12 protein-coding genes are annotated in these 16,861 nt (G+C 49.0%); 8 read left to right on the top strand and 4 right to left on the bottom strand.

Annotated features, from left to right (window positions below; translation table 11 throughout):
• Nucleotides 1-922: 922 nt before the first annotated feature.
• The 4 genes from EPA93_RS47075 to EPA93_RS47060 all read left to right on the top strand — a co-directional run bounded on the left by EPA93_RS47075 (nucleotide 923) and on the right by EPA93_RS47060 (nucleotide 7,772).
• Nucleotides 923-3,658 carry a winged helix-turn-helix domain-containing protein gene (locus EPA93_RS47075; protein WP_129894194.1) on the top strand — a complete coding sequence of 912 codons (2,736 nt, stop codon included), beginning with the start codon at nucleotides 923-925 and terminating at the stop codon, nucleotides 3,656-3,658.
• Nucleotides 3,659-4,673: 1,015 nt separating this feature from the next.
• Nucleotides 4,674-5,414, top strand: coding sequence for a response regulator transcription factor (locus tag EPA93_RS47070; protein WP_129894193.1), 741 nt, complete (start codon nucleotides 4,674-4,676; stop codon nucleotides 5,412-5,414).
• Nucleotides 5,415-5,639: 225 nt separating this feature from the next.
• On the top strand, nucleotides 5,640-6,314 hold the full coding sequence (locus tag EPA93_RS47065; protein ID WP_129894192.1) for a response regulator transcription factor: 675 nt from the start codon (nucleotides 5,640-5,642) through the stop codon (nucleotides 6,312-6,314).
• A 24-nt stretch (nucleotides 6,315-6,338) separates the two neighbouring features.
• Complete coding sequence (locus EPA93_RS47060) at nucleotides 6,339-7,772, top strand: sensor histidine kinase (protein ID WP_129894191.1); 1,434 nt, start codon at nucleotides 6,339-6,341, stop codon at nucleotides 7,770-7,772.
• A 112-nt stretch (nucleotides 7,773-7,884) separates the two neighbouring features.
• Here EPA93_RS47060 and EPA93_RS47055 read toward each other — a convergent pair whose 3' ends face one another.
• The 4 genes from EPA93_RS47055 to EPA93_RS47040 form a co-directional block, all read right to left on the bottom strand.
• Nucleotides 7,885-9,300, bottom strand: a complete 1,416-nt coding sequence (locus tag EPA93_RS47055) for a PP2C family protein-serine/threonine phosphatase (RefSeq protein WP_129894190.1) — start codon at nucleotides 9,298-9,300, stop codon at nucleotides 7,885-7,887.
• Nucleotides 9,287-9,535: a hypothetical protein gene (locus EPA93_RS47050; protein WP_129894189.1), complete on the bottom strand. Its 249-nt coding sequence runs from the start codon at nucleotides 9,533-9,535 to the stop codon at nucleotides 9,287-9,289. Before EPA93_RS47050 ends, EPA93_RS47055 begins: the two co-directional genes overlap by 14 nt.
• Nucleotides 9,536-10,230: 695 nt before the next feature.
• Nucleotides 10,231-11,331, bottom strand: coding sequence for an aminopeptidase (locus tag EPA93_RS47045; protein ID WP_129894188.1), 1,101 nt, complete (start codon nucleotides 11,329-11,331; stop codon nucleotides 10,231-10,233).
• A gap of 85 nt (nucleotides 11,332-11,416) precedes the next feature.
• Nucleotides 11,417-12,094 carry a DMT family transporter gene (locus tag EPA93_RS47040; protein ID WP_129894187.1) on the bottom strand — a complete coding sequence of 226 codons (678 nt, stop codon included), beginning with the start codon at nucleotides 12,092-12,094 and terminating at the stop codon, nucleotides 11,417-11,419.
• Between the two features lie 461 nt (nucleotides 12,095-12,555).
• Here EPA93_RS47040 and EPA93_RS47035 point away from each other — a divergent pair, with 461 nt between their 5' ends.
• From EPA93_RS47035 to EPA93_RS47020, 4 genes are all read left to right on the top strand, one after another.
• Entirely contained in the window at nucleotides 12,556-13,821 is a 1,266-nt protein-coding gene (locus EPA93_RS47035) for an NAD(P)/FAD-dependent oxidoreductase (RefSeq protein ID WP_129894186.1), read from the top strand.
• Between the two features lie 605 nt (nucleotides 13,822-14,426).
• A complete protein-coding gene (locus EPA93_RS47030; RefSeq protein ID WP_129894185.1) occupies nucleotides 14,427-15,041 on the top strand; it encodes a hypothetical protein in 615 nt (204 codons plus the stop codon).
• 522 nt (nucleotides 15,042-15,563) lie between these two features.
• Nucleotides 15,564-16,277 carry a YIP1 family protein gene (locus EPA93_RS47025; protein ID WP_129894184.1) on the top strand — a complete coding sequence of 238 codons (714 nt, stop codon included), beginning with the start codon at nucleotides 15,564-15,566 and terminating at the stop codon, nucleotides 16,275-16,277.
• A gap of 45 nt (nucleotides 16,278-16,322) precedes the next feature.
• On the top strand, nucleotides 16,323-16,592 hold the full coding sequence (locus tag EPA93_RS47020; protein WP_242527285.1) for a helix-turn-helix domain-containing protein: 270 nt from the start codon (nucleotides 16,323-16,325) through the stop codon (nucleotides 16,590-16,592).
• Nucleotides 16,593-16,861: the final 269 nt, after the last annotated feature.

The raw sequence follows: 16,861 nt of genomic DNA, 5'->3' as shown, positions 1-16,861 counted from the left end.
TACAATAGCTCGACAAAACGTGCGCCGCAGACAGGAGCCAGACCAGCAATCGCTATTTGGCAAAGCCCTATTCTGCGCCGCATTCTGGCGAGCGTCCTTACGAGAAACACATGTAAACCAGCCCGCACCCAGCAGATAGACTGGTTTCCCCACCACACAACATGCTAGCTGCTCTGCTGGTAGGTTAAGAGTTCTGCTACCTTCCTAAACTCAGCGAGTAATTTGGCCAATGGTACACCTGTACAGCCAGAGATTTTAGTGGAAGCAAGCGATGCAGAAGGTACAGGATGCTTCTATTATGAGGAGGCAATGCTAGCAACTATTAACTAGCCTGGCATTTGGCACCACAGTTTGATAACGTTCAATGTAGGATTATACAGCCATAAGCCTATTAACCCGTGCAAATGCTACCATAAAACCAGCTCTACAGTCAAACCTAGAAGATGCGCTTCCTATCTATAGAAGTCCTATCTCTCTGGATTTACGGCCTCTATTTCGCCAGCGCTGGCGCACCTATATCTCGCTTTAATGCAGCGAAGAGCTGAAATGTAGTGAGTTGGGATGCCAAAGCCAGGTTATTTGAGAGGTTCTGCCAGCCCAAATTAGCTATTCATCAGCGCTATTCTTGGCCGGGCGGTCTTTGATCCTGGGCCCCTGCGCACCCAACATCTCTCCTATGAAGACTTGACGAGCTCATCATTAATGACGTATAAAGCAGTCTAGCAAAAATCTTTGCATCTATTTGCAGTCTCCTGGGACATCGCCATATGCAAATTTTCACTTTAGCTAACGTTAATAGAGTAGCCATGCTAAATTAGCCCCTTAAAACACAAAGGTTGTGAACTTTTAAGAACCAACTTTACCGGGAAAGCGAGAAATAAAGGAGGCATCCCAAAATTGATATGTAAAGAAGTGAGGCACTATGCTTGCATTCGATTCACCGCTGGCAACTAAGTTTTTTCCCCCTATTTCTTCTAGCCATACACTTATCTCTCGTCCCACGCTCACAAACAGCCTGGACCGCTGCCTTGACTATTCATTGACGCTGCTTGTGGCGCCTGCAGGCTATGGCAAAACGTGTATCTTACAACAATGGCTCAACACAGTCGAGGAGCGTCAGCCGGTTGCCTGGCTTTCCCTTGATGAAGGCGATAACGATATCCGTTCGTTCTGGATCGCTATCTATGCCGCCCTTGAACGCTGCTATCCTCAGCTTTTCCAGGGCGAGTTCTCCTGGCTGCAAAGCGTCCCTCACTTTGATCCTGCACAAACCCTGCGTATGCTTATCAATACCCTGGCAGCCAGCCAGCATCATTGCATTCTAGCTCTTGACGATTATCACCTGATTCAGGAACCTGCGATCCATGAGAGCATTTCCTTCTTGCTCACCCACCACCCGGCTCCGTTCCACTTGATCCTGAGCAGCCGTTACGATCCTCCATTGCCCCTCTCACGCTTGCGCGGCCGCCGGCAGCTTCTAGAAATCAGAACAGAACAGCTGCGTTGCACAGAGGAAGAGGCAAGCCGTTTCCTGCGCCAGATGCTAGCGACCGAGCTAGCCAGTGAGACCTTGCATAGCATCATCGAGCGCTGCGAAGGCTGGATTACCGGCCTGCATCTCTTTGGGCTCACCCTCCAGCACGAAGCTGATCCCGCCAGTAAAGTTCACCAACTCAGCGGCACCTCCCGCTACATTCTTGACTATCTCACCGATGAAGTCTTGCAAGGGCTACCGGAGCAGCTGCAGCGCTTCTTGCTGCAAACCTCATTGCTGGAACGCTTCTCGCTCGAACTATGTGTCGCCGTCACAGGCATGAAAGAGAGCCAGGAACTGCTCGAAGTGCTGGAGCGCAAAGACCTCTTTCTGATCTCCCTGGATGAACAGCATCAGTGGTTCCGTTATCATCATCTCTTCGCTGAGGCCTTATTGACCCGCCTGCAACGCAAGGAACCGGAATCGCTTACTGTCTTGCATCGGCGCGCCAGCATCTGCTATGAAGCGCAAGGAAGTATGCGTGAAGCCATCCCCCACGCCTTACAGGCCCAGGACTGGGAACTTGCCGCCACACAGATCGAGCGTCTACCGCGCCGGATCGCGCTCAATCCTAAACGGAAAAGCAGGCTTTTACAATGGCTCCAGCAATTTCCCCATACCTTTTTACGCAGCCGTCCTCAGCTCTCTTTGCTGTACGCACGTGAGCTCTATGGCAATCCACTCCAGGTGGAACTTTTCCTGCAGGAAGCGGAGACAGCCGCCAGAGAGCAGTTGCTCAGGCTAGAACAAGAGCCGGCAGCTAACAGCGCAGCACAATGCCACGCCCTCAATGATCTTTTGGGCGAAGTCGCCTGTTACCGCGCCATGAATGCGGTCCGTGAAGGTAATATGGACGCTGCCGAGCGCTACTGTCAGCAGGCGTGCGAACTGCTCTCGACCCAGAACCTGGCTGCTCGCGCCTATGTAAATGAAGTTCAGTTCGAGATTGCCCAATCGCAGGGACGCGGCGAGGAGGCAATCCTCTTTGAGCTCAAAGCCTACGAACTTGCCCGGCAGCTTGGAGATCTTCACTCGGCCATTACCTACCTCTTTGGCGCCGCCTTCACCTGCTTTGAGCGCGGACAGCTGCAGAGAGCCTGGCAACTGACGCTCAAGGCGCAAGAGTCCGCCCCAGAGAGCATGCCGCAGCTTAGCTTGCCATTCTACTGGTTGCAAATTATACAATCATGCATTCTGATGGAACAATATAAACTGGAAGAGGCTCATGCATTGATCCAACGAGCAATTACATTGGCGGAGCAGGTTGGCGATGCCTACGCTCTGGTTATGGCCTATAGCCAGCTGCTCAACATTACGCTTTTGCAGAAAAACTTACAAGAAGCTGGAGAGGCCATAGAAAAGGGAGAATTCTGGTCGCATCAAGCAAGCGAATGGGGAAAAAATCTTTGGCACTCCAACTACGCTCTCGCCTGGTTCTGGCTGGCTACTGGCAATCGTAAACAAGCGCTCGACTGGTTTGCCAGAAGCCGCTTACGCGGTCAGGAAGGCTATCGTTTCTGGGGATATTATAGGATGCCGGGCATCGCCCTCGTCTTGCTCAGCGAAGGGCACGCAGAGGAGGCCTTGCAAGAACTTGAACCCGTTCTGCAGAAAGCACGATGCAACGGAGAGCAGATCTGGACAGTGCTATTTCTCAGCCTGCAAGCACGCCTCTACCAGGCACTGCAGCGTCCTGAGGAAGCGCTACAAGCTGCGCAAGAAGCGGTTCGACTGGCAGCGCCGGAAGGGTTTCTCGCCATGCTCGTCTATATAGGCGATGAGGCAGTAGCCCAGCAGCTCCCAATTCTCAAAGAGCGAGAACCGGAGGCGGCGCCCTTCCTGGCCCAGGTAGAAGCTGCATTCCAGCGCCGTGGCATAGCCGTAGAACAAACTGCAAGCCTGCCAAAGACAATTTCTGACTCCGACCATCTTGCTGCTCTAAGTCCTCGCGAGCTGGAGGTCCTGCATCTGCTGGCTCAGGGCTACTCTAACCAGAGCATCGCCGATATCCTGGTTCTCTCTCTGCATACAGTCAAGGGCTATGTGAGCACCATCCTGAGCAAACTGGAAGTCAATAATCGCACACAAGCTATCCTGCGCGCTCGCGAACGCAACCTGCTCTAGAGGTTGGTCCTACTCAACATTCGGCCTCTCGCCCTAGAGCTTTCATCCTGGCTCTTATTTTACCTCATAGGAAACCCGTCAAGTTTGCAAGCCCATAACCACAGCACGCTTAAGCACAATACACGTAATTGAGCAGGCTTGCTCATCCTCTATAATTTTCCCACTCCACCGCGCGATCAAGCAAGCTATTACATTTGACCTATTTCTTATTTCCTGATCCTACAAGCAGCAGACTTATCTATGCTATAATGATCTTCGCAATGAAAAAGCATATGGTCGAACTTTATCTGATATTCGGTATTATCTTGATTTATTGTAGCTACTTGTAGTCCACCCAAGTTACTTACCAACAGCTATCCCACGGTCCCGACTATCAGGGTAGAGCTGTTATACGCAGAAGCGTGGTCATTGGCGCATCCATAAAGTCTTAGCGATCTTTCCGTTCCAGGTAGGAGCATGATATCCAGCTTTGCTTCTTGATGAGCAATTGGGTTCTCATCAACTTTTCATATTTTTTCTGGCCGGAAGATTGATTTTTTCGCAGATAAATTTATCGAACTTTTTCATTTTTTCATCGTATCAATAGAATGACTAGCACTAACAGAGCAAAGTTCAACATGATGCATAGTGACACAAGAAATTCTATTAGCATCTGGTAACTGAACCGTAGAGAGGTGCTGAAATTTGGCACAGAGAAGCAAGTTACCCGACAACAATTTATGATTCTTTATTATTCTTAGCATCCTTTGATGCTCTCGCGCGCCTTATTGAAACATAGTTATATAGGAGATCTAGCAGTCGATGCTGATAATTCTCCTGAGGTTGGCATTGAAAGATTTTCCTGCTGCGAAGTGGAACAGGAGTAAAGGCAGCCTCGTAAGAGGTAACTCTCACTGTGGAGAGTCGATCCCAGCAAATAGTTCATCCAATAATCAATTTAGCGGATAGCAAGGGAGAAAAGAAAAGTCACAATAAGGGGCGGAAGAGAACCTATCGCAAACAGAAAGGTACCTATATGAAACTGTTAATTGTCGATAGCGACCGCCACATGGTCGAGATGCTCGCCGCATGGCTGAGAACGCAAGGACATGATGTCTCACGTGCTTATACAGGGATGAGAGCTAAAATTGAGTGGGAAGAGAAACGGCCCGATATGGTTATCATCGACACGGCACTTAAGGACGTCGATACGCTTGAAATGTGCCGTGAAATGCAGCGCAAACACGATGCTTTAGTGCTCGCGCTTACCGACGATCATGATGTCCAAAATGAGGTACGCTTTTTAGAAGCCGTAGCCGACGATTATTTACATAAGCCGTTCTTCCCGGCCCAGTTGACTGCACGTTTACGTGCAATGAGCCGTCGTGTGCGCTCGTCGCTCAAACAGCGAGCTCCTTCGCGCGTTACTGTGGGTTCATTATCGATAGACACATTAAATCATGAAGTACGTATTTTAGACAAAAATATACGTTTAACTCCGACAGAAAGCAAACTGCTTCACCTATTAGCCTCTAACGCCAATACAGTTTGCACAGCTAACCAGATTGTAACCTATGTCTGGGGCTTTGGTGATACAGGCGATAGCAGTCTCATCAAAGCGCATATTCGGCATCTGCGCCAGAAGATTGAGGCAGATCCCGCCAATCCACGTTACCTTTTGACAGTTCCCGGGGTTGGCTATACATTGGTACATCCTTCCACTCACGAGAAAGGGAAACTGGCCTTTTCGTCAGTTTTGCAAGCAGTTTCTATGTAAGCCTGTTTCCAATCTTTTTCTAACCAAAACGCGGTACAGTATGGTGTAAGCGCAACTATAGAGGAGCTCAGGTGGGATAGCCTCGCTTCAGAAAACTGTGACCTGAAAAGTTGGTCTTCCTTACAAAACGTTGGGGACCTGCTCTCCCGACCTTCTCCGATATAGTTCGCAATGTCTATAGCCACTATAGACAATTTGCCCAAATCAGCAAAAGGGGTTGCACTAATGCATATCCTGATCGTGGAGGATGAGCGCAAGATGGCTCGTCTGCTGCGCCGCGTTCTTTCTGACGAACGCCATAACGTCGATCTCGCTTACGATGGTCATACAGGTCTGGATCTTGCCGCCAGCGATACATATGATACTGTCATTCTTGATCTCATGTTACCAGGAATCGACGGCCTGGAAATCTGCCGCCAGATGCGCGCCTATAGCGTCAAATCTCCTGTCCTAATGCTAACGGCCCGCAGCGCTGTCGATGATCGTATCAGAGGGCTCAACTGCGGAGCCGATGACTATCTCAGTAAGCCCTTTGTGATGGAAGAGCTATTGGCCCGGGTCAATGCTCTCCTCCGTCGTCGAGATCGCAGCTTTGAGACTACAGCTCAACTCCATGTAGATGACCTCGTACTCGATCTGGTGCGCCATGAAGCCCGGCGGGCCGGACGAGTCATTGAGCTCACCGCCAAGGAATTTGCCTTGCTTGATTTTCTTATGCGCCATGCCGGGCAGGCCCTTACCCGTGCCCAAATTATCAATCATGTCTGGCGCTACGATCTAGAAGCGCTCTCCAAGGTTGTGGATATCTATATCCACTATTTGCGCGAAAAAATTGATCAGGGCTCCTCACGTCAGCTCATCAAAACCGTACGAGGCATCGGCTACAAAATCGAGAAATAGAGATTAATTACATGGAGGAATTTAGTGAGCACACCAGGATTCAGGCCGCGCTGGCCCTTTCGATCTAAGAGAATTACAGAACCAGGCGCGGCTATGTTCGCCAAACTACGCACACACCTGACACTCTGGTATACAGCAATTCTGGGCGGCACGATTTTACTCTTTGGCCTCGCCCTTTATTTTGGCACACAACAAATGCTCTTCGCTCCAGTACAAGCTCAGCTTGCGCGCCAGGCCCGTCAGTTGCAGCAGGCCTGGCAAGTTGCAGGCACCTGCCCCTTAGATGCAAGTTTTCCCTCAACAGCAGCATTGCAGATTGAGCGCAGCGCTCCAGAGAAGAGAACCAGGACAGCTGATAATACTTTTAGCGACACTTTTGTACAGGTCGTTTATAATTCTTCGTTTGTTTGTGCTACAGCTGACGGAAAACCCGCTCAGGCTATCGGCCATGTTCAACCACAGGTGCAAGGTATCATCTCTATACGCCAGACCGCGCGCCAGGGTCAGCCCATCCAAATCGTAGAGGAGAGCGGCCAGGGTGGGCAATGGGCCTGGTACTCTGTACCAGTCTACACGGCGCAGACTTACAGCAGCGCCGGGCAGTTGTTAGGCGTTGCCCAGGTTGGAGAATCGGTCAAAGTACAAAACGATGCGCTCCAGATCTTACTTCTGCTCTTATGCTCTGTGGGAGTGCTGGCCCTGGGTGTGGCCTCGCTCGGTGGTCAGTTTCTAGCCAATCGCTCACTGGCTCCGGCGCGCCTGGCCTTTCAACGCCAGCGCGACTTTATTGCCAACGCATCCCACGAGCTGCGTACTCCTCTGGCCCTCTTACGCGCCGATGCTGAGGTATTGCTGCGTAAGCGTGAGCAACTGCGCCAGGATGATGTCGAATTGTTGGAAGATATCGTTGCTGAAGCTTCTCATATGAGCAAGCTGGCCACCAATATGCTTACGCTGGCTCGCCTGGATGCCGGCAAGATACATATGGAGCACGATATCATTAACCTGGCTGATCTTGCCGAAGAAGTCGTTGAGCGCTCTGAGGCTCTGGCCCGGCAAAAAGACCTTACGCTAACTTTGGAAAACCAGGGCGCCGCGCTAGTGCTGGGCGATCGCACGATGCTGGAGCAGATGATGTTGATCTTGCTAGATAACGCTATCAAGTACAATGAGCATGGGGGCAAGGTGAGTATACGTACATTTATAGCGCAAGAGCGGGCCAACTTCGAGGTGCACGACACAGGAATAGGGATCGCGCCTGAACATATCCCCCATCTGGGCGAGCGTTTCTATTGCGTTGATCAGGCACGCACCCACGAAACTAGCGGTAGCGGGCTTGGCCTTTCTATCGCCAAAGATATTGTCAGCGCGCATGAGGGCAAACTTAGCTTTACCAGCGCTCTCAAGCAGGGCACAACAGCAACATTTAGTATGCCAGCCGTGGATATCACGGCATAAAAACGCTAAATCTTGCACACAATAAAATTGTCCAGGACAGGATCTGTGGCTCCCATCCTGGACAATGCATTTCGACCCGGTGACAACATCACATACCTCAACAACTTCTGCCTCAAGGAAGTTCCACCATAATAGCGCTCACATTATCCTGTCCACCTCCGCGTAAGGCCGCCTGCACCAACATACTACATATCCGTGTAGGATCATATCCGCTAGCAGCTATACGCTCAATCATGGGATCGCGCACCATCTCCCACAATCCATCCGAGCACAACAACAACTTATCATGGGCACACAAATCTACTACAAACCAATCCACCTCCACACTCTCCTTACATCCCAGGCTGCGATACACCTTATTGCGCTCAGGATGAGTATAAACATCATCCGCCGCAATCGTCCCGCTTTCCACAAGCGCCGCAACCACTGAGTGATCGCGCGTGATCTGTGCCAGATGCATTCCTTCCCGATACAGGTAGGTACGGCTATCCCCCACATTGACAATATATACTTTCAGCCCTACAATCAAAGCTCCGGTTAGCGTCGTTCCCATCTCTTGACCCCATTCCTGACCACGCTGATAGATAGCCCGGTTAGCCCACTCCACGCCTCCAATTAACATATTCGTTAGATACTCATCATCGAGATCATTGCTCATAACAATGTTCTGGAGAACTGTATGCATCATGTTTTGAATAGCCAGACGGCTCGCTTCCTGCCCATAAGCATGGCCTCCCATCCCATCGGCCACTACAAACAGTCCAAATGGTACAAGTCGTCCCTGATAGGTACAGGTACCCTGCAAAACAAGCAAACTATCCTCATTTGGACTACGTTTGCGCGTAATCCCAGTGTGCCAGCCAACACCAACGGAGAGAGATTGCGCAAGCATAGATCTGTTTTCAGTTGTCGCCTCGGCCAGAGATTCCGAAGAGAGTGCAGATTCTGAAGGGCGCGTGGGAATATCAGACAGCGCTCTGCTCGCTTTTGAAGTGTGTGCGGCTTCCAGCCTATCCGGTTTCAGCTGCACTTTCTGAGGTAATCGTAGCCTTGGCACTGTAGTACTCAAAGTTGCCTCCATCGTCGCATTATCTCCCGCATTTGCTACTACCAGTTGCAGTTTCTGGGCCGGCAGCCAGCGGCTGATACCTTGCCCTTCTCTACACTGATAGAGTCTCCATTGATAACACGCTAGCCTCACACTGCCCCACACCAACAAACTCCATACAACAAGCCAGATCATAGACAAAACGCTTAAAGCTAGTAGAGGAAGCAAGATAAGGCTCCCATAAAAGCTCCACAGGTGGGATAGATGCAACAATAGCTGTATGAGCAGCAACCAGGCCTGTGGAGGGAACCCTCCTGCTACCCAGATGAGAAACAGGGTTGTACTTACCAGAGCAGCCCAGATGGCATATCTCAGCCACGGCTTAATCTCGTAGATAAGCTCACATTCCTCTACAATACTACCAATTCTATTTAACAGGGCTAAAAATACATCATACAGTCCAGTATCAGGTAGTCGCATTCTGCGTTTCTTGTTCCATAGCTCGCATATACAGTGTGCAAACTAGTTGAGTGGCCTCGGCTTCACCAACGTGGCCAGCCAGCGTATATCGGCAGGTATTGATGCGTTCCATACGCGCATGGATAAAGGTATGACTGCTTACTCCCTGAGCAAGACCAGTCAAACCACGGCGCATTGCCTCTAATTCCCATTCGATCTGCTGGCGGAGCCGAGCAACCTCGCTCTTATTCATCATAGAGGCTTCCTTCTCATGTCTCCAAAAGCATGACACACTACCACAATCATTCTACAATGGTTAATCTCCTTTTATACAGCAATACGCTCTCTTCACTACAATCGATAGCTACTTACTCGCCATCACCCTATTTCCGGCAGTCATCCTGCAAAGGGATGCGCAGCTTTCTGACCTCATTCTTACAACATGCCTGCTAGAACAGTTTTCTTACCACAGGACGAGAATACCCCTTCACCCTTGAGCATACTCGCCATATACCTCCGGGTCTATCTCGTCCTGCGATAACCAGTTTCTACGACCCGCAAACCTCCTCACAAGAGCCAAGTATATGTTGAGGCACTTTCTATCATCTCCTAGTCCCCTTCTCACCCAGCGCACAAGAGCGGCAAAATAACCAACAATTTACACGTAATTTGTATAGAAATGTTAGTCAACCTCACATTCTTTACTACTTTGCCCATGATACATTGTAAGACCATTTAGCAAGCGTTAATTTCAAATTAAGGCGTATAAAGAAAAATCTTATACGTCTTATACTAACTGTCTTATAACAAATTTTCGGGCAAAAAGACTCGTAGTTCTCTTATTCACAGATCCCTCTAGCTAAACATTGCTTCTTACAGTGTGAGACAGGCCGAGAGCTTGACTTCTCGACCTGTCTGCATTATGTCTGGACATGTTAACTCATTTCCTGGCTAGGCCATGAACTTACCATCTTTCAAGAAGAGTGTTCCATCGACACGGACCTCACCTGCGCTGCGCAAGTCACAAACCATATCCCAATGTATTGCCGACTGATTGATGCCATATGTACCGGCTAAGCTGTTTCCCAGCGCCATATCAATTGTTCCTCCCATCTTTTCATCAAAAAGGATATGATGGGCCAGGCGCGTAATCCCTGCATTGTTGCCAAAGGCAAACTCACCTAGATAGCGCGATCCTTTATCTAAATTTAGCATCTGCTGCAGGTAATCCTCTTCCTGTGAGGCGCTGGCTTCAACCACTTTGCCATCTCTAAAAACCAGTCGAACGCCCTCTACCCTCCGTCCATCATAGGTCGAGGGGAAGAAGCAGATCACCCCATTCGCGCTATTCTCAAGTGGACTTGTGAAGAATTCGCCGCTAGGAAAGTTGCGTATTCCATCTTCATTAATGAAGGGGCGCCTTTGATTGAAAGGATCAGATCCAGTATCCACGGCAAGTATATGCACTTTGTCATGACCCCTTAGCCAGTCGATCAGGCGCTGTTGCTCAGTTGAGATTGCTTTCCAGGATGCTATAGGGTCAGGGTCGTTCAGAAAACATGTTGCAAAGACAAACTCTTCGAATTCCCGCAGCAACATATTGGCATTTTGTGCATAAGCCTGGGTAGGATAGAGAGTCATGCACCAGCGAAACCCCTCAGCGCGCTCTCGCGCATGATAGATTTGATAGATGGCTTGCATGGCCTGTCTGCGTTTGATAGCTCTGGCTGGATCAACGCTGACCAGCAAACGGATATTCTCGCTTGAGTGAATAAAAAGGCGCGCATCAACCTTTTCTGCTAATCTCTTATGTAGTGGAGAGAGCCAGTTTAGCTGCTGCTCGTTTCCCTGTTGCAAGAGCAGCTCATCAAGCGTTTCCAGGTTTAAAAAAGGTATCGGATATGCTCCTATATTCAGAGCCTCCTGATAGCCGGCCTCAATAAGTGGTGCTGCCCCAGGTGTGCTCTCGATAGCCAGGATCTCGCCAGGTTGAAGAGCCAGGCTATAGTGAACCAGTGTATGGGCCCAGCGCGCAATTCGAACATCTTGCATAAGAAATTCCCTTTCATTCAAGAAACATTTCCTTTTTCTAATAATCCTCTTCCTAGAGCGCTAGCATTGAGCCAGCAGTTCCAGCTTAGCGGAATGCCCTATCTGCTTGCTCCAATTGTTGAGGAACTGCTAAGATGGTATCCGGCTTTCTGCGTAAGTGCATATTGGTCACAAAGGCAGTTCCTAATAGAATAATGCCAAAGCTGGTCAGGGTTATGAGATTCAGCGCTTCTCCCAAGAGGAGAGTGCCCCAGAGGACGCCAAAGATCGGAGCAAGGAAATTAACTGTCAGGGCTTTCGTAGGACCTACATGTGCGATCAACCAGAAATAAAGCAGATAGGCAAGGGCAGTACATAATAAGACCAACGTAGCAACTGCCAATATTGTGGTGAGAGATGATAACTGCGCAGGTGGCATGATTATGCTACACGGCAGCAGCAACAGGCTGGCCCCTAACTGGCTACACGTCGCGACTGCCAGTGCGCTGGCTCCATTCGTATATTTCTTGATATAAATGCTTGAAAAGCCATAACATGCTGCGGCAAGGAGCGAAGCGGCGATGGAGAAAACCACTACAGTTGAGAGAGGTAGAGGACTCCAACCCATTAGAATGATTACGCCGAGTAAACCCAAGCCAAGGCCAAGTAGCTTTTTCACCGTCAGGGCTTTATGCATCCAGGCCGCCGCTACTATCGCCCCAAACAAAGGACCTGTCGCATTTAGAGCAGAAATAAGATTATAGTCTCCTTCACATTCATACACATTATCCTTTCATGTGCACTTATTGCCAGCGCTATTCGCCTGAATGATGCACTTAATTATATAGTCATGTTTAGTAAAATCATAAGCAAAATCGAAAATTTTCTGGCCAAATTATCTTTAAAAAGTGGACAATTTGACTTATTTTCCTTGTAAAACACTGTACACCTATTAGTCTGCGCTTCCCTGGTTTGCCAAATGATCTCATGTATTAGAGGCTCGAAGCATAGTCTGCAGGAGCCGCTTTGCCCAGTTCTCAGTCAATTTGTCTAGGCAGGCGTAGTGTTACTCAAGCCATGAGCATGGCCCTCCAAAAGAATTTATGCCTCAAAAGTCTTATTAGTGCCTGTAACATATAATAAGGAATGTTCACAGAATCTAGCGAGCTCACAAGGCTCGAAAAGCATTCCTATGAACGTTAAGTATGATGTATATCTTCTTTCAAAGAAGGATTCTTTAGTAGAATGGATATTTATTCACTGCCCATGCAGACTGATGAGCTAGCAGCGCCAGCCCTGCTACGTCAAGGCGACGCCACAGGTAAGGTGCACACAGAGATTCTCATCATCGGCGGCGGCATTGCGGGAACCTCAACTGCCTATTTTCTGGCCCAACAAGGTCATGATGTAATATTGGTGGAGCGAGGCGAGATAGCATCGGGAGCATCCGGACTTAATGCAGGTATAATCTGGGCAAACGGCTGGGGAGACACTCCTGATCTCCCCTCAACGCTCTCTATGGGCAGTCTGGAGATTCTGCAATATCTGCAGCTCGATCTCGGCTATGATCTTGAATTCCGTCAATGTGGCGCATTGCAAGCGATTCAGACCGAAGAAGAGTTTCACTATGCCCAAGGTGTGGTCAAGAATCTCCAAGCTCAACACTATAAGACTGACCTCTTGCCCAGCAAAGATGCCCGCTGCCTTGAGCCCGACTTAAATGCACGACTCCTCGGCTGCATATATTATCCGCTGGGAGCGTGTGCCCATCCAGTCAAAACGACGCGCATCCTAGCTTTACTTGCCCAACAATGCGGTACGCGCATTCTGCGCAACCACGAGGTAGCCACTATTACCTATGAGGATAACGAAACATATAGAGTTACTACCTCGCGGGGTACTGTTCAGGCCGAGACACTTGTGATAGCTACAGGAGCCTGGTCACAGCATATTGGGGCTATGCTCGGCCTTAATATTCCAATCTATGCCGTACGCGGTCAAATGTGGTCCACAGGTCCTATCCATATGCACCTGTTTCACGCTCTAGGAGCGGTGGAATCTACGCTTTACTGGCAAAGACACACTACTACTCCTCCAGAGCTTACTCAACAGGCCCGCCTCCAGTTAACACGCCACTTCTATGGCTGGCAGATGCGCAACGGCGAAATTATTATTGGTGGCGACCAGCAATTAGCCGGGACTGAAATCCCGGATAAAGCAGGCATCGAAAGTAATCGCAAGCACGCAATAGAGCTATTACCCTTTCTTCAAGGCCAGCCAGTAAAACGCTGTTGGATCGGATGGGTGCCCTTCACGCCTCAGCTCATACCAATAATTGGGAACATTTCTCTGCGCAAAAACCTTTACATCCTCTCTGGTTTGCGCTCATCGGGTTTTGAGCAAGGCCCCATGGCGGGAAAATTACTCGCTGAATGCATCCATAATAGAGCAACAACCCCTATACTTGCCGCAGCCGATCCGGAGCAGCAAATAAGCTTGCTCCCGACATAACATATTTGCTCTCCAGCATGTTTGCCTCTAGCATAAACATTCTCCTTTGCGTCGGAATGAGTACAGCCCGAGCGCTGTTCCCGACGCAAAGCTAACACGCAAGTACTCTCGCTGAATAGCTTCACACGGTAGCGCCACAGGATGCGCCGCTGCACCTACTTGCTGGCGCAAAACGATTATCTACTAATATAGCCTCTAGCAGAAATTCTCTATTTTAATATCTCTTATTCAAATAAATATATGTATAATACATTTCTAAATGTCTATCATTCACACTTTTGAGTGATTCTACTCTACGCCAAAAGAAGGCTCATTAAATCACCCTGCTGTGTGATGTGGTTAAGGGGAATTGTATCTATACTTGCCCTAGAGGCTTTTAACACATAGAAGTGCTTACTTTCTCTTTGTACTTTTGAAAAGTAAATTACAGGAAAGCATCTCAAATGGTACAAGTGGGAGTTGATGTAATGAATAGAGGAGAGCTTTCCACCGAAGCTGAAACGGTGCCGTTTAGCCGGCCCAGGACGGCCAGACCAATATTTGCCACTCCCATCCCAAGCCAATGATATGGGAGTAAGCAAGTATACACAGGAGGTATCTATATAATGACAAACCAGTATGACAACCAGGATCAATGGGGACAACCTGAAGATCAGGGCCAATTTGACCAGGAGCAGGGCCAATGGAGTGCTCAGTCACAGGGAGGACAACCCCAGCAGAATCAAGACCAATGGGGTACCCAGCCCGGTCAAACTCCCAACCAGGATCAATATGCCCAGCCTGCTAACCAGGGCCAATCTGGCCAAACCACCGACCAGAACCAGTTTGGCCAGCCTACAAATCAAGATCAGTGGAGTACGCAGTCGCAGGGTGGCCAGTATGGGCAATCTACAGACCAGAGCCAGTGGGGCATGCAATCCGGCCAAACTACCGATCAGAACCAATACGGTACCCAGGCCCAGGGCGGACAGCCTCAGCAGGATCAAGGTATGATGGGAGGACTCCGCCAGGGAGCACAGCAACAGGTAGATCAGACTATAGATCAAGCAGCAAACAAGATTCCTGGCGCTCAGCAATACTCTCAACAGGCTAAAGATATGGCAAAAGGGGCTATGGGCCGTACAGAAGACGAAGTTGAAAAACGGACAAATGACCAGGGTTTTCTCGGTGGTATATTCGGCGGCGGCCAGAATCCCCAGGAGAACCAGGGTAACCCCTAGAGCAATAAAATTCTCGATACCAAAGCTTCACGATATGGAGGAGAAAGTAGTTCGCGTGGAAACTGCCGGTAGTCAGGCCGAGTTTTCTCGGTCTGACCAGCTACTTCTATAAGCCTACGACCATGTAGAGTACTCATAATATACTTCCAGGAAGAGAAAGCGCAGCTTTTTTAGTAGTTTGTTGCAAAAGAGCTTCAAGAAATGATGTAAGGCGACGATTATATTAATCGAGCAAAGATCATTTCGCACCTACTAAATGAGGCAAGTAAGATCACTATTTCAGAGCATCAAACAGAGATAGGAAGTCATAGCAGGCGTCAAAGTCCAATAGCAGCCAGGCAAGCTCACTTGTAGCCTTCTATTCATCATATTCTCATATTCAGCATGTAATATAATAGACATTATGCTGTTTACAGATAAAGGCAGGGAATAGAGCTACGAGGGAATTTGCTTCATGCGATGCGTCATCTTGCCAGTAGATCAAATGTAGGCGAGAGGCTTACGTAGTAAGGAGAAGCAGACATGGCTGAACGAAGCAGCTATAAGGCAGCATATGAAATAGCAAAGCCCCGCCCGCTTGCTATCGCAATCATAGAACTCCCTATCCTTTATCTTAAAGCAATTTTCAGGCCCAGTGCAAGATTATTTGCGGAAGAGGGGGAACGAGCGAAATGGGATATTGTAGTTGTACAGCTTTTTCTGCTTGTCTTCATCCCTGGAGTTCTTGGGTTGATAAGAGGCTTGAATCGGGCAAGCACTATCAGAGCAACCGGCGGGCCATCGCCACTCTATAACGCGCTCGCTTCGCTTGCCGTTGGCACATCTCTTGTGGCAACCCTGATTCAAGTCCTGGCAGTGCCCATCTTATTCTTCATAGGTGTCACTATCCAGTTTCTGCTAGCCCGAGCCTTCTCAGGGAACGGGAGCTATGTCTCACAAGCCTACGCTACCCTTCTTTATCAAGTTCCGCTCACTGTTGTGCAAAGTATTATCACCACAGTGCTGGTACTCATGCAAACGTTCGGCCGGATCTTCATCTCGCCAATCATAGGCCTGGCAATTATTATTTACAGCATATTTATTAATATCGCCGCTATAGCTGGCGTTCATCGCCTGTCGCATGGAAGATCTACAGCTGTGGTGATCATTCCCTACGTTTTAGCGGTCTTGCTCACGTGTGGCCTTACAATTTATTTTGCCAGACTTATCATTTCTGCAGTGCACAACATTCACTAGTCTCTCACAGAGTGATATACTCTAGAAATAGAAAGAAGGGAAGTTATGCCAGAACAAACAACTATGACTCCTAAATCACAAGGAGCTCGCCAAAATGAAGACGATCTGCTGACCATCCGCGAAGTAGCAAAGAGCTTGCGTGTGGATACCACAACGGTACGCCGCTGGATCACCCATGGTATTATGGATGCCATTCTTCTCCCACATCGCGGAGCACGCCAGACATACCGCATCAGGAAAAAGACCCTTGATAACTTGCTTTCCGGAACTACGACGCTTCCTAAAGAAGAGGAAGAGCCTCGTTCGGAACATTAAGTAGTGTTGGGCCACTTCCTGGCGCTAACAAGATTTAAGATCTTCCCCGGTAGGGCAATAAGCGTATACAGTTTGCTCAAAACCACTGTTTTGCTATTGTCCTACACCTTTCAGGGAAGCTAGCTCTTAACGAGAGGGATAGTCAGGGCTTTTCTTGTCTTCACGGCCCATGACCCACGTCTGACATTGGGAAAACGCTCAATCTTATTATCCCAATAGCAAGACCCGGCATATATCGGGTTGACAAAGTTAGGCCTGTATATTACTCT

It is taken from the genome of Ktedonosporobacter rubrisoli (genome assembly GCF_004208415.1).
Taxonomy (GTDB): Bacteria; Chloroflexota; Ktedonobacteria; order Ktedonobacterales; family Ktedonobacteraceae; genus Ktedonosporobacter; species Ktedonosporobacter rubrisoli.
This window is presented reverse-complemented; position numbering and strand designations above follow the sequence as displayed.